At 68.0% G+C, this 14,272-nt stretch carries 12 protein-coding genes and 1 pseudogene; 11 read left to right on the plus strand and 2 right to left on the minus strand.

The annotated features are described in order from the left end of the window. Positions 1 to 32: 32 nt before the first annotated feature. Genes MELE44368_RS11620 through MELE44368_RS26615 form a run of 7 tightly spaced genes read left to right on the plus strand, consistent with a single transcriptional unit; the run spans position 33 to position 7,808 of the window. The gene (locus tag MELE44368_RS11620) at positions 33 to 1,223 is read left to right on the plus strand and encodes an MFS transporter (protein WP_241566580.1); all 1,191 of its coding nucleotides are present in this window, start codon (positions 33 to 35) and stop codon (positions 1,221 to 1,223) included. Next, positions 1,220 to 2,215: a thiamine pyrophosphate-dependent dehydrogenase E1 component subunit alpha gene (locus MELE44368_RS11625; RefSeq protein ID WP_128108622.1), complete on the plus strand. Its 996-nt coding sequence runs from the start codon at positions 1,220 to 1,222 to the stop codon at positions 2,213 to 2,215. The genes MELE44368_RS11620 and MELE44368_RS11625 overlap by 4 nt, the downstream gene beginning before the upstream one ends. Beyond that, positions 2,212 to 3,231 (plus strand): alpha-ketoacid dehydrogenase subunit beta, encoded by a 1,020-nt coding sequence (locus MELE44368_RS11630; RefSeq protein WP_064889849.1) that lies wholly within the window; start codon positions 2,212 to 2,214, stop codon positions 3,229 to 3,231. Before MELE44368_RS11625 ends, MELE44368_RS11630 begins: the two co-directional genes overlap by 4 nt. After that, entirely contained in the window at positions 3,228 to 3,992 is a 765-nt protein-coding gene (locus MELE44368_RS11635; RefSeq protein ID WP_128108623.1) for an SDR family NAD(P)-dependent oxidoreductase, read from the plus strand. The genes MELE44368_RS11630 and MELE44368_RS11635 overlap by 4 nt, the downstream gene beginning before the upstream one ends. Further along, on the plus strand, positions 3,989 to 5,293 hold the full coding sequence (locus MELE44368_RS11640) for an ATP-grasp domain-containing protein (protein ID WP_128108624.1): 1,305 nt from the start codon (positions 3,989 to 3,991) through the stop codon (positions 5,291 to 5,293). The genes MELE44368_RS11635 and MELE44368_RS11640 overlap by 4 nt, the downstream gene beginning before the upstream one ends. Further along, a complete protein-coding gene (locus MELE44368_RS11645; RefSeq protein ID WP_128108625.1) occupies positions 5,290 to 6,543 on the plus strand; it encodes an ATP-grasp domain-containing protein in 1,254 nt (417 codons plus the stop codon). The genes MELE44368_RS11640 and MELE44368_RS11645 overlap by 4 nt, the downstream gene beginning before the upstream one ends. 59 nt (positions 6,544 to 6,602) lie before the next feature. Next, a complete protein-coding gene (locus tag MELE44368_RS26615; protein ID WP_164890093.1) occupies positions 6,603 to 7,808 on the plus strand; it encodes a sensor histidine kinase in 1,206 nt (401 codons plus the stop codon). Here the strand turns inward: MELE44368_RS26615 and MELE44368_RS11650 are convergent. Further along, on the minus strand, positions 7,797 to 8,435 hold the full coding sequence (locus MELE44368_RS11650) for a response regulator (RefSeq protein ID WP_128108626.1): 639 nt from the start codon (positions 8,433 to 8,435) through the stop codon (positions 7,797 to 7,799). The two genes, MELE44368_RS26615 and MELE44368_RS11650, sit on opposite strands and share 12 nt — an antisense overlap. Before the next feature lie 135 nt (positions 8,436 to 8,570). Beyond that, positions 8,571 to 8,930, minus strand: a pseudogene (locus MELE44368_RS11655) (carboxyl transferase domain-containing protein); the annotation flags it as partial. Between the two features lie 204 nt (positions 8,931 to 9,134). Between MELE44368_RS11655 and MELE44368_RS11660 the strand changes: the two are divergent. Genes MELE44368_RS11660 through MELE44368_RS11675 form a run of 4 tightly spaced genes read left to right on the plus strand, consistent with a single transcriptional unit; the run spans position 9,135 to position 14,243 of the window. Next, complete coding sequence (locus MELE44368_RS11660; protein ID WP_128108691.1) at positions 9,135 to 10,244, plus strand: glycosyltransferase family 4 protein; 1,110 nt, start codon at positions 9,135 to 9,137, stop codon at positions 10,242 to 10,244. Next, positions 10,241 to 12,367, plus strand: a complete 2,127-nt coding sequence (locus MELE44368_RS11665; protein ID WP_128108627.1) for an amylo-alpha-1,6-glucosidase — start codon at positions 10,241 to 10,243, stop codon at positions 12,365 to 12,367. The genes MELE44368_RS11660 and MELE44368_RS11665 overlap by 4 nt, the downstream gene beginning before the upstream one ends. A gap of 25 nt (positions 12,368 to 12,392) precedes the next feature. Then, positions 12,393 to 13,127, plus strand: coding sequence for an enoyl-CoA hydratase (locus MELE44368_RS11670; protein WP_128108628.1), 735 nt, complete (start codon positions 12,393 to 12,395; stop codon positions 13,125 to 13,127). Then, complete coding sequence (locus MELE44368_RS11675; RefSeq protein WP_128108629.1) at positions 13,128 to 14,243, plus strand: MBL fold metallo-hydrolase; 1,116 nt, start codon at positions 13,128 to 13,130, stop codon at positions 14,241 to 14,243. Positions 14,244 to 14,272 lie beyond the last annotated feature (29 nt).

Consider the following 14,272-nt stretch of genomic DNA (forward strand, 5'->3'; position numbering starts at 1 on the left):
TCACCACCACGAACCAAGGCCAGGCGCCGGAGATCACGGCGGACGCCGGCTACCCGCCGGCGATCTGGGTGCTCCTGGGAGGCAATTTCCTGGTCCGAGCCCTGGGGTTCGCCTACCCGTTCATGGCTTACCACGTCGCTCATCGCGGACACGGGGCCACCGCGGTCGGGGCGGTCCTGGCGGCCTTCGGCGTGGGCTGGATGGTCGGGCAGCTCGTGTGCGGCTCGTTGGTCGACCGCATCGGCGGACGCATCACCCTCATCGCCTCCATGCTGTTCGCGGCGGTCCTGCTGACGTTGCTGGCGGGCGCCCACAGCCTGCCCGCTCTGCTGGTCGCAGCGGCGCTCGCCGGAGTGGTGTACGACGCCCCCCGCCCGGTCGTCTCCGCCGCAATCACCGAGTTGATCGCCGATCCCGAGAAACGGGCGAAGATCGACGCCTTGCGGTACGGCTGCGTGATGAATGCCGCAGCCGCCATCACCGGCGCGCTTGGTGGGCTGCTGGCCGACCGGATCGGCACCCCCACGCTCTATCTGATCAACGCGGCCGCTTGCGCGGCGTTCGCCCTGGTGGCGCTGGCCTACATTGCGCCCGATGTGCGCCGCCCCGCGCCGCCGACGAAGTCCACGTACCGTGACGCGTTCTCCGACTCGCGACTGCTGCTGCTGCTGGCGTCGAGTGTGGGGACGCTGACCGCGCTCTGGGGCCTGTACGCCGCGATGCCGATGCTGATGACCGCCGCCGGGCTCGACGTCGGTTCCTACGGTCTCGCCCAGCTGGCCAACGCGCTGGCCGTCGTCGTGCTCACCCCGCTCATCACGCCGTGGCTGAGTGCGCGCGTGGCCTCGCGTCCGCGACTGGACATCTTGGCGGTCGCGACGGTGTGGGTGACCGTGTGCATGGCGATGGCGAGCTTCGCCCACACGTCCACCGAGTTCAGTGTGGCCGCGGCGGCCTGTGCCCCCGGGGAAATCGCCTGGTTCGTCGTCGGCGCCGGCATCGTGCACCGCATCGCCCCGCCGGCGCTGCGCGGGTGCTACCACGGCCTGTGGGGAATGGCGTTGGCCGTTGCGGCGGTCACCGCACCGATCCTGGCGTCGTACAGCCTGAGCCGCGGTGGACCGTCCCTCATGGCGATCGCCGTCCTGGTCGTCGGTGTGACCGGCGCGGCACTGTGCGCGCCGCTCGCTCAAGCACTGGAATTAAGGAGTCATGCGAAATGATCGGCACCACAACACGGTTCATCGATGAGAAAACCGACCTGCTCGAACTCTATCGCCGCATGTGCGTCCTGCGCGAGCTCGACATCGTGCTGGAGGAACTGCGCGCCGAGGGCCTGGTCAAGGGACCGATGCATGTGGGGTTCGGGCAGGAGGCCGCGGGTATCGGCGCCACCGCCGCGCTGCGTGACGGCGATATCACCACAGCGACGCATCGGCCCCACGCCCAGTATGTCGGCCTCGGCCTTCCGCTCGGTCCGACGGTCGCCGAGATGATGGGCCGCGCCGACGGCCAGTGCGGCGGCCGCGGCGGACACATGCTCATCGCCGATCCGGACCACGGGCTGCTCGCTCCCTCAGGGATCATCGGCCACTCGCTGCTGTTGGCCGTCGGTCATGGCTACGCCCAACGGCTGGCCGGCGACGGGCGCGTCACGCTCTGCGTCACCGGGGACGGGGCCGTGAACTCCGGCGCTTTCAACGAGGCGGCGAACATGGCCGCGCTCTGGCAGCTGCCCGTCGTGATCTTCGTCGAGAACAACCAATACGCGTTGAGCGTGCGCCTCGACCGGCACGTGCGGGAGACCGAGTTGTACCGCCGCGGTTGGGGATACGGCATACCCGGGGTTCGGGTCGACGGCAACGACGTCGAAGCGGTGCACCGGTGCGTGGCCAGGGCCGTGGCACGGGCTCGCGACGGTAAAGGACCAACGCTGGTGGAAGCCGTCACCTACCGCGCGGCGGTGTTCTCCGGGGCCGACCATGGCGGGTACCGGGACCCCGCCGAGGGGGCCGGGTTCACGGATCCGCTGAGCCTGGCGCGCGGTCGACTCATCGACGCGGGCACCAGCCCTGACCAGGTCGACGCCATCGAACGCGCGGCCCGCCGAGAGGTCGAGGACGCCGTCGCGTTCGCCAAGGCCAGCCCGTGGCCAGACCCCGCAGAACTCACCGACATCGCAACGAAATGGGACGGAAGGGAGCCCCGGTCATGAACCGCATGACATACGCGCAAGCGCTGAACGACGCACTGCGCCAAGAGATGCGACGCGACGAGCGTGTCATCGTGCTCGGCCAGGACGTGGCGGTGTACGGAGGAATCTTCGGCGCCACCCAGGGTCTGCTCGACGAGTTCGGTCCCACCCGCGTGGTGGACACGCCGATCTCGGAGAACGGCATCGTCGGCGCCGCGATCGGCATGGCGATGTCGGGGCTGCGGCCGGTCGTCGAGATCATGTACAGCGATTTCCTCTGCCTGGCCATGGACAGCCTCGCCAACGGGGCGTCGGTTTTCCCCTTCGTTACCCAGGGTCGCGTCACCGTGCCGCTCGTGGTGCGCACGCAGGGCGGCCCCGGAGGCAATGCGGGACCTCAGCACTCGAAATCCCTAGAGCAGTGGACGGCGCACCTGCCGGGAATCCACACCGTGTTGCCCAGCAGTCCCGCGGACGCCAAGGGCCTGCTTACCTCGGCGCTGCGGTCGCCGGACCCGGTCATCGTGTTCGAACACAAGAAGCTGTACGGCACTGAGGGTTTGGTCCCCGATGGGGAGCACGTTACGCCCCTGGGAACGGCGGCAGTCGTGCAGGAGGGGACCGACGTCACCATCGTCGCGGTCTCCGGCATGGTGCGGCACGCACTGGACGCGGCGGCCGAGCTGTCGACGCGCGGTGTGAGCGCCGAGGTGGTGGACGTCCGCTCGCTGCGGCCTCTCGACACCGCCACGCTCGTCGCCTCGGCGCGCAAGACCGGCCATGTCGTGGTCGCCGCCGAGACCTGGTTGCGGTACGGGCCCACCGCGGAGATCGCCGCCGTCATCATGGCGGAGGCGTTCGAGGAACTGCGCGCGCCCGTCGCCCGAGTCGGTGCGGCGGCGGTGCCCTATCCGGCGAGTCCCGCGCTCGAGCCAGCCGTCATCGGCGGTGCCGACGACATCGTGCACGCCGCCCAGGCGCTCTTGACGACTCGCACGTTGCGCACCCACCGAAGCGAATTGAGGCGCAGCGCATGACCGGCCGCTTCGCAGACAAAGTCGTTCTGGTCACCGGTGCGGGCACCGGGATAGGACGGGCCACCGCATGCCGTTTCGCGCAAGAGGGCGCGACGGTGGTCGTCGCCGGCCGGCGGCTCGAGCCTCTGCGGGAAACGGTGTCGCTCATCGAATCTGACGGCGGAAAGGCCCAAGCATTCCAGATCGACGTCACCCGCGAAGACGAGGTCGCCCGGCTCATCGACACGATCGTCATCCGCAACGGCGGATTGGACGCGGCCTGCAACAACGCCGGAGTACCGGGATCGGGGAAGCCCTCCGACGGCTACGACCTGGACCACTGGCGGCGCATCGTGGACACCAATCTCCAAGGCGTGTGGCTGTCGATGAAGCACGAAATCGCCCATATGCGCACCAATTCCGGGGGAGCGATCGTCAACGTGGCTTCCATTGCCGGCATCGTCGGCTATTACCACTCAGCCCCCTACACCGCCAGCAAGCACGGCGTGGTGGGGCTCAGCCGGGCAGCCGCCATCGATCACGCCACGGAGGGCATCCGCGTGAATACCGTCTGCCCGGGGCCGATCTCGACACCGATGCTGATCGAAGCCAAGGCCGCGCGCGGACCGGCGGCCGATGACTTCTACCTATCCCACATTCCGATGGGACGACTTGGCCGACCGGAAGAGGTCGCCCATGCAGTGGTGTGGCTCGCTTCAACCGAAGCGGCTTACGTAACAGGCCAGGCATTGGCCGTAGACGGAGGATGGACAGCCCAATGATCACACCGAACACAACAATCCCGATGAACCACAACCGGTCTCGACACATCGTTCTGGTCGACACCTACGGGGCGGCGTCGCGCCTCGCGCCGGCCTTTCAGGCCGCGGGATACATCCCCATTCGCGTGCAGAGCACTGTCGAGGTGCCCACGGTGTACCGCGGCCGACCCGACCGGTTCCCGTTCGTCGTCGACATCGTCCACCGCGGCGACCTCGCCGACACGGTGAACGCGCTGTTGCCGTTCGAACCCGTCGCCGTCATCCCCGGCTGCGAACCGGGCGTGGAATTGGCCGATGCGCTGAGCGAGGCGCTGCACCCGCTGACCGGCACGCCGAGCAACGGCACGGCGCTCAGCTCGGCGCGGCGCAACAAGTTCGAGATGATCGAGCGGATCAAATCGCAAGGGTTGCAAGGAGCTCGCCAGATCCTTGTCGAGAGCGAGGAACAGTTACGCGAGTGGCACACCCAGCTCGGCGGCATGGCGATCCTCAAGCCGCTGCGCAGCTCGTCCAATGACGGCGTCACGTGGTGCGCCACCCCGGACGACTCCGTGCGGGCGTTTCGCCGGCTCAACGGGCGGGAGAACATCAACTCGGAGGCCGCGGACGGTGTGGTCGCACAGGAATACCTCGTCGGTGCTGAATACCTGGTCAACACGATGAGCCGCGACGGCCGGCACCACGTCACCGACATCTGGAGGACCCATCGCATCAGTGCGAACGGCGTGTCCGACCTCATGGTGGCCTGCCAGATCATGCCCGCCACCGGCGAAGTGCAGGACAAGCTCATCCCGTACGCGTTCGGCGTGCTCGACGCGCTCGACATCCGCCACGGCGCGGGGCACGTCGAGATCAAGACCACGCCCACCGGCCCCTCCCTCGTCGAAGTGGGGGCACGGATGGCCGGCCAGGACATCCCCGGTTTCGCCGGTCTCGCGATCGGCGAGTCGCAGGTCGACTGGATGGTGGACGCCTACGTGCGCCCGGAACGCTTCAGGCAACGCTGCGGGCGCCCCTATCGGCTGCAGCGAAGCTTCGCGTGGGCCAAGATGGTCGCCCCGCGCAGTGGAACGTTGGTCTCCTACCGCGGTCTGCAGGCCATCAAGGAGCTGGAGAGCTTCCGCGACATCCAGTTCCAGGTTCACCCCGGACAGCAACTGCAACGAACGGTCGACGACAGCACCTACCCCGTCACGGTGACGCTGATGCACGAGGTGGACGACATCCTGCTTCGTGACCTCTGGACGCTGCGCTACATCGACGGTGAGCACTTCTACGAACTGAAAGGAGACGCATCATGATCGTCGTTCTGTCCCTGTACCGTCCGCGCTTGGAGGATTTTCTCGCCGCGCAGGGCGAAAAGATCCTCGCCCTGATTCCGGACAGCATGCGCACGGCGCGCGAGGCCGGCGATCCGGGATATCCCATCAGGACCATCGACCGATGGGATAACTACAACGAGCTCGCCCGCCTCGCAGGCGAATTCGAAACCCTCGGGGTGACGGCTGTCGCGACCATCGACGAGCCGTGCATCCGCGCCGCAGCCTTCCTGCGAGGTCTGTTGGGGCTACCCGGTCAGGACCACGAAAGCGCGGTCGCGTGCACCGACAAGTCGGTGATGAAGCGGCGCCTGGCCGCCCACGGCATCCCGGTCGCCGAGCACCGCGTCGTGCACAGCGTCGCCGAGATCCGTGAATTCCTCGACGAGATCGGCGACGCCATCGTCGTCAAACCTCGCAGTGGTTTCGGCACGATCAACACCCACCGGGTCGGCCTGGACAATTTCGACGACCTCGCCGCAGCGGGCGCGTTCGCACCGCCGCGCGACCTGCCGGAGTACTTCTGGTCCACGTCCATGACGTCGGACCTCGGCCAGGTCAGCTATCTGGTGGAGCGTTATGTCGACGTGGTCGCCGAATATCACTGCGAGCTGATGCTCCACGAGGGCGAGGAAGTGCACTGCCTGGCAGCCCGATACGCCAACCCGGTCCTGGCGGACCATGCGGTCGGATCGGTGTGGCTGCATCACCGGTCGGCCGAGGCCGTCGAGGTGCGCAGACTCACCCGTGCGGCCGCGAAAGCGTTGGGCGTGACACACGGTTTCGGGCACTGCGAAGTCTTGCGCGACCGCACCGGCCGGTGGTTTGTCGGTGAGTTCGGTTCTCGCCCCGGCGGATCGATGATTCCCCGCTCCCTGAAGCTGAGTTACGGGATAGACAACCTGGCGCTGCTGGCCGACCAGCTCTGCGGGCGCAGGCCACGCAAACAGCCGCCGCCACGGCGTATTCCCGGCGCGATTGCGTGGCTCGCCATACCCGTCGAATCCGGCGTGATCACCGACATGCCCGATGAGGCTCAGCTGCTCGGCCTGCCGGGAGTCATCGACGCCGAAATCGTCATGCGGCCGGGGGATTCCACCAAGGGCCTGACCTCCGGGGCGATGTTTCACGCCGCCTACATCTTCTGTGTCGGCGAAAACGCGCAGGAGGCAGAAGACTTCGCCAAACATGCACAGCGGGCCTGCCACATCGCGGTCGACCCCGCGGCGTGACGGTCGGCGATACCGTAGTACTCACGGCAAAGGCGGTCGAGTTCTGCGAAGGTGACGCAATGACGGCTATCAGCGCTGACGTCGATGGCAGTGACGTGCACGAAATCCGGGAAAATCATCAATTGCTGTCGGTGCGGGCCGCCGCGTTGCTTCGGCTGGCGGTGGTCGGGCTCATGGCTGGTGCCATGGTGCTCGGCACGGGCATGCACGAATGGTTTGCGCAATCGGTCCTGCTGGTCATCTACGGCGCCGGCGCCATCTGGGTGGCGGTGTTGGCGTTCCGGAAGGGAACTTCGGCAGCCCATCCGACCACCCAGACGGTCGTCGCGGTCGTCGACGTCACCGCGATCTGCATTTTCGAACTGCTGTCGGACGGTGGATACACACCGCTGGCGGTGATGGTCTTGCTGGCGCTGCTGGTGGTGCTCGAGGTGTCGGCCCGCCGGGCCGCGGCCATCCTCGCTGTCAGCGCGGTGGCGTTCACCGCCGTCGTGGTCTTCGACCCGGTGATGTTGCCGGATCTCGGTTGGGCCAAGACCATTTTCGTCTGCGCGCTGTTCGCGTTTCTGTGCTGTACCGTTCTTGCCGTCGTCGCCACCCAGCAGCGGCACCTAGGTGAGATCGAGCGGCTCAGCGCGTCGCGTCGGGCGCTGCTCGCGGACACCATGACGGCCTTTGACGATGAGCGGCGGCAGCTCTCGGAGTCCCTGCACGACGGACCGCTGCAGTTGGTGATGGCCGCGCGGTTCGACATCAGTGAAGCGGCGAAAGCATCCACCGACGACCGGTTACACCGCGCGTTGAGCAGCCTGCGTGAGGTCATCGGCCGCATGCGCGAGGCGACGTTTCTGCTCCATCCGGCGGTGCTCGATCAGGCCGGTCTCGCCGAAGCCGCCCAGAAGCTGGCGTCGATCACCGAAAACCGCTCCGGCATCGACATCTCGGCAGAGGTCGACTACCCGGTCCGCAGCTCGGTCGACCCACTGGTCTTCGCCGTGATGCGCGAGCTGGTCTCCAACGTGGAGCGACATTCTGGTGCGGCCCAGGCCCGCATCGAGCTCCGCGCGGTCGACCGCGTGTGCCGCCTCGATGTGGTGGACGACGGCGTCGGAATCTCGCCGGAGACGTTGAGCCGCCGGCTGGCCGAAGGGCACATCGGCATCGCATCGCACCGAACACGCGTTGAAGCCGCGGGCGGCAGAATGACATTCATACCGACAGCGGTGGGAACCCACGTCCGGGTCGAGCTGCCGTTACTCCAGTAGCCGGCGCCGCATCGCCTCCGCTACGGCGGCAGCGCGGTCCGACACCCCCAGCTTCTCGTAGAGGTGCTGCACGTGGGTACGGACCGTCGTCGGTGCGAGGTGCAATTCGGCGGCGATCTGAGGTACCGACAGCCCGTCGGCCATCATCCGGACTGTTTCGAGTTCCCGGGGCGACAGCAAGGCGGCGTCGCCCTTGGCCCGCTGCTTGATTTCGTTGGCGAGCCCGCTGGCCAACTGCGTCGGAACGTAGCCGTCGCCCTTGGCGCAGCTGACGATCGCCGCCACGATTTCGTTGCTGTCCGACTCCTTGGTGAGATAGCCGCTCGCGCCGGCGGACAGGGCCTTGTACACCAGCGGGGCGTCATCGAACGCGGTGAGCAGGATGACTTGGGTCGGCAGGTCGTCACGTGCCACCGCATTCACCACGTCGAGGCCATCGAGTTCCGGCATCCGGTAATCCAGCAGCGCGACCGTCGGCCGGTGCTCCCGGATGGCGGCAAGCGCCCCACGCCCGTCGCTGGCCTCGGCGACGACCTGTATCCGGCCGCTCTCTTTCAATGCGCGTACGACGCCCGTCCGATACACCGGGTGATCATCGGCGACGATGACGGTGATGCCCCCGATCATGGGACAATCTTGGCACCGGGACGGCGACTTTTTTGCGAATGCACAGATTGCGTGCCAGCGGACAGCCACAGCTGAAACGGTGACCACTACCACCACTACAGCCCCTCACATTCGAGAAGCCTGCCCCGTGTTGAGTAGGTAAACTAAGTATGGTAGGTGCGCTTTTTGTGCAGCTCGACGGCGGCTGCGATCTTGACCATCTGCGGAAACGCGACGGTGCCGTCCTGCCTGCGGGTGCCACCCGAACTCGGCGATGCCACCAACGGCCGCCGTTCGGCCGTGGCCCGCTGCACCGCCATGGTGGGCGCTCCGCGACGGCCACTCCCATCGAGCAGGCCAGAAGTTCGAACTCGCACATCACCAACGCCACGCGGCGGCCAGGTCGCGACGATACGAGTCGGTGGTCGCGATCTGCACAGGCTGGGTGTCCCGGCTGTGAAAACGAGCCGTCGTCGAGACGGCATCACGCACGGCAAGGGCGCCGATACGGCTCACCCGATGAGGCTAACGCGGGCCATCGCCGTCCCCGGTCAGCCGATTCGCGAAGTACGCGACAACGAGCCATAATTAGCACTCGAGAGGCGAGAGTGCTAACGCCGCGGGGAGGCAATAGAGACCAAAGGAGGAACAGTGGGCCCCACCAATTTCGTCAACGAGCGTCAAGTCGACGAACCGGCCATCGAACCCGCCATCGAGCCGATGCGCATCGTGCTCGTCGCACCGCCCTACTTCGACGTTCCACCGAAGGGCTACGGGGGCACCGAGGCCGTCGTCGCCGACCTGGCCGACGCCCTGGTGAAACGCGGACACGACGTCACGCTGCTGGGCGCCGGCGAGCCGGGCACCGCGGCCAAGTTCGTTCCGCTGTGGGACCGCAGCCTTCCCGACCGTCTCGGCCAGCCGTACCCGGAGATCATGCACGCGCTCAAGACGCGGCACGCGATCGAGCGGATCGTCAAGGCCGACGGCGCCGACATCATCCACGAGCACACGTTCGCCGGGCCGCTCAACGCCGCGCTGTACCGCTTGCTCGGGCTGCCGACCGTGGTCACCATGCACGGTCCGATCGACGAGGATCTGTACCCGTTCTACCGCGAGCTCGGCCACGACGTCGGCCTGATCGCGATCAGCGACCGGCAGCGCGAGCTCGCCCCCGATCTCAACTGGGTTGGCCGCGTCCACAATTCACTGCGCATCGACGATTGGCCGTTCCGCAGCGACAAGGGCGACTACGCGCTGTTCCTCGGGCGGTACGCCCCGTACAAGGGCGCCCACCTGGCACTCGACGCCGCGCACGCGGCCGGGATCCCGCTGGTGCTGGCGGCCAAGTGTGACGAACCCGCCGAGCAGGCATACTTCGACGAGTACGTGCGCCCGCGGCTGACCGAGAACGACCACGTATTCGGCCAGGCCGACGCCGACGACAAGCGCAAACTGTTGGCGGGCGCGCGCTGCGTGCTATTCCCGATCCAATGGGAGGAACCGTTCGGGATGGTGATGATCGAGGCCATGGCGTGCGGCACCCCGGTGGTCGCCCTGCGCGGCGGCGCGGTGCCGGAGGTGATCGCCGACGGCGTGACCGGGTTCGTCTGCGACCGGCCCGAGGAGCTTCCGCAGGCCATCGAGATGGTCGAGGCGCTGGATCCGGCCGCCTGCCGCCGACATGTCGCCGCGCACTTCGGGTTCGGGCACTTCGGTTCGGGTTACGAACGCATCTACCGCGAAGTGGTCGACGCGGCGCGCGGTCAGCAACCGCTCGCGATGCGTCAGATCATCACCCCGGCCAGATCGACGCGGGGGCGGACATGAGCACCCCGTCGGCACTCAACGCCGGCGAACCGGCCAGTCTGGGCTTCGGCGGCGACGCGGTGACCCTGGTGGAGGGGGCCACCTTCTGCCGATCCGGCTACGACGGCGACGTGCTGGAGGGTCGCTCGCACGGGCTGTTCTTCCGCGACTCCCGGGTACTGTCCCGGTGGGAACTGCGCGTCGACGGCCGGTCACCCGAGCCGCTGTCCGTCGACATGCCGGAGGCGTTCGCCGCGCACTTCATTTCGCGTCGCGCACCGCAGGCCGGGCTGGCTGACAGCACGCTGCTGGTGGTGCGCGAGCGGCTGGTGGCCGACGGTATGCGGGAGACGATCTCACTGCAGAACCTCGGCACCGAACCCACCGTGGTGTCGCTGGAACTGCACGCGGACGCCGACTTCGCCGACCTGTTCGCGGTGAAGGAAGGGCGCCTCGCCGCCGGCAGCGCCGAGATGACCGTCGTCAGCGGCGAACTCGTCCTTCGGGACCGCACCGACCACGTCCGCGGACTGGTCGTGTCGGCCTCGGGGGACCCGACGGTGGTGCCCGGGGCGTTCAGCTGGCGCATCGTCATTCCGCCGCGCCGACGGTGGCAGACCGAGGTCGTCGCCCAGCCGACATGGTCCAACCAGAGCGTCAAGAGCCGCTTCCGCACGGGCGAACACCTCGAGTCCAGCGCGCCCGCGCAGAAACTGCAGGCCTGGCGCGGCACCGCCACCAAGGTCGAACCCGACCACCGGGTGCTCGCAGAAGTGTTGCGGCGCACCGAAAGCGACCTCGGCGCGCTGTTGATCCACGACGAGACGGGAGAGAAGAGACCGTTCGTCGCCGCGGGTGCTCCCTGGTACATGACTCTGTTCGGCAGGGACAGCATCCTCACCGCGTGGATGTCGCTGCCGGTGGACTACGGGTTGTCGCTGGGCACCCTCCAGCAGCTGGCCGAGACCCAGGGCCGCAACGTCGATCCGGTCACCGAGGAGCAGCCCGGACGGATCATGCACGAACTGCGCCGCGGACCTCTCAGCGCCGCGGTGCTCGGCGGTCCCGTGTACTACGGCGCGGTGGACGCGACGCCGCTGTTTGTGATGCTGCTCGGCGAGAGCTGGCGCTGGGGCGCCGACGAGCAGGTGATCCGGTCGCTGCTGCCCGCGGCCGACGCGGCGCTGGACTGGGCCGCGCGCTACGGCGACCGCGACGGCGACGGCTTCATCGAATACCAGCGCGCGACCGACCGCGGGCTGGTCAACCAGGGCTGGAAGGACAGCTTCGACGGGATCAACGACGCGAGCGGGCGAATCGCCGAGCCGCCGATCGCGCTGTGCGAAGTCCAGGGCTACCAGTACGCTGCGCTGCTGGCGCGTGCCGAGTTGGCCGAGGCGTTCGGCGAGCCGGCGACCGCCAAGCGGTTGCGCGAGCGCGCGCAGTCGCTCCGGGCCAATTTCCTCGACGCGTTCTGGCTGCCCGACCGGGGCTGGTACGCGCTCGCGCTGGACTGCGACAAGCGACCTGTCGACTCGCTGACCAGCAACGTCGGCCACTGTCTTTGGACGGGAATCGCCGCCGACGAGCACGTGGAGTCGATCGTGAAACGGCTGGCGACCGACGAGATGGACTCCGGCTTCGGCCTGCGCACACTGGCCAGCTCGATGGGCGCCTACAACCCGATGAGCTACCACAACGGTTCGGTGTGGCCGCACGACACCGCGATCGTCGTCGCGGGCCTGATGCGCTACCGGCACGTGCCCGGCGCGGTGGACCTCGCCGAACGGTTGGCGACCGGCCTGCTCGACGCGGCCGCCGCGTTCGGCGGGCGATTGCCCGAATTGTATTGTGGCTTCTCGCGTTCGGAGTTCCGCTCACCGGTGCCCTATCCGACGTCGTGCTCACCGCAGGCCTGGGCCAGCGCGGCACCGCTGCTGCTGGTGCGGGCGTTCCTCGGGCTGGACCCACACGTGCCGAACCGGCGCATCGCGGTGACCCCGAAGCTCCCCGAGTCCTGGGGCCGCGTCTCGCTGACCGACCTGACGCTCGGCGAGGCGACCGTCAACATCGAAGCCCAAGGTGACGAGGTCAAGGTCAGCGGCGTCCCCGGCGGCTGGGAGGTGGTCACCCCGCAGAGCTGACCATTCCGCTCGCTAGGGTGGCGACATGATTGGTGTGACCCGCGACGGCCAGGTATTGACTCTGGAGATGCAGCGCGCCGAGCGCCGCAACGCGCTGAACGGCGAGCTCGTCGACCGCCTGCGTGAAGCAATCGAGAAAGCCGCCACCGAAGACGTCCGCGCGATCGTGCTGACCGGGCAGGGCGCGGTATTCAGCTCGGGCGCCGACCTGTCCGATCCTTCCGGGGTGGCCGACGAACTGCCCGACAAGGCCAAGGCCCTCAACCTCGCCATCGACAAGACCCCGGTGCCGGTCATCGGGGCGATCAACGGACCCGCGATCGGCGCCGGTGTCATCCTCTCGATGATCTGCGATCTGCGGGTCGTGGCGCCCGAGGCGTACTTCCAGTTTCCGGTCGCGAAATACGGTTTGGCGCTGGATAACTGGAGCATCAGGCGGCTGACCTCGCTGGTCGGCGCGGGCCGGGCGCGGGGGATGCTGCTGGCGGCCGAGCGGCTCACCGCAGACATGGCGCTGCACACCGGGATGGCCAATCGTATTGGCACACTGGCCGATGCGCAGGAATGGGCCGCCGAGATCGCGGGCTATGCCCCGCTCGCGTTGCAGCACGCCAAGCGGGTACTCAACGACGATGGTGCATACGAGGAGCCGTGGCCCGAGCATCAGGAATTGTTCGATCGCGCATGGGCCAGCCAGGACGTCATCGAGGCTCAGGTCGCGCGGATCGAGAAGCGCCCGCCGAGGTTCCAGGGAGCCTGAGTGATCCGCACAGCGCTGCGCTTCGGCTTAGGGACGGCATCGCTGCTGGCCGGTAGCTGGGTGGTGCGCGCGCTGAACGGTGCGCCCGTGGCGCTGGGCGCCGCGCCCGCCGAGATCGAAGCTGTGGCCAGGCGTTCGCCGAACTACCGCGACGGCGTCTTCGTCAACCTCGATCCCGCCTCGATGATCAACCTCGACCGAGAGCAGCAAGAGCTGCTGCTGCGCGAACTGCTCGGCTCCCGCGAAACCGGGAAGCCCAGCGGCCCCGTACCGGTGGTGCAGCCCGCGGCCACCGACGTCGAGCCGCCGGCGCTGGCGGTGTCCTGGTTCGGGCACTCCTCGGCGCTGGTCGACATCGACGGCTACCGGGTGCTCACCGACCCGGTGTGGAGCCGACGCTGCTCACCGTCGCGCACCGTCGGCCCGCAGCGGCTGCACGACGTCCCCGCCCCGCTGGAAGCGCTGCCCGCCGTCGACGCGGTGCTGATCAGCCACGACCACTACGACCACCTCGACATCGAAACGATCGTCGGGCTGGCCCGTACCCAGCGGGCGGCGTTCGTGGTGCCGCTGGGAGTCGGCGCCCACCTGCGCAAGTGGGGAATACCGGACAGCCGCATCGTCGAACTGGATTGGTACGACAGCCACCAGATCGGCGAGCTGCGATTGGTGTGCACCCCCGCGCGGCACTTCTCCGGCCGGGTGTTCTCCCGTAACACCACGCTGTGGGCGTCCTGGGTGATCACCGGCCCACGGCATCGCGCGTTCTTCGGCGGTGACACCGGCTACACCAAGAGCTTCCCCGAAATCGGGGTCGATCACGGACCTTTCGACCTCACCCTGCTGCCGATCGGCGCCTACCATCCGGCGTGGCCCGACATCCACATGAACCCCGAGGAGGCCGTCCGCGCCCACCTCGACGTCGCCGAGGCCGACTCGGGCCTGTTGGTGCCGATTCACTGGGCGACCTTCCGGCTGGCGCCTCATCCCTGGGCGGAACCGGTCGAACGGCTGGTCAAAGCGGCGCACGACGAACGCGTGCGGATCGCGGTGCCCAAACCGGGTGAGCGCGTCGATCGCGCGACGTCGTCATTCGACCCGTGGTGGCGGCTCTGACGCACGCTCCGCAGGCGACCGTCGGCGTC

Source organism: Mycolicibacterium elephantis DSM 44368 (assembly GCF_004014805.1).
In the GTDB taxonomy this organism is placed as follows: Bacteria; Actinomycetota; Actinomycetes; order Mycobacteriales; family Mycobacteriaceae; genus Mycobacterium; species Mycobacterium elephantis.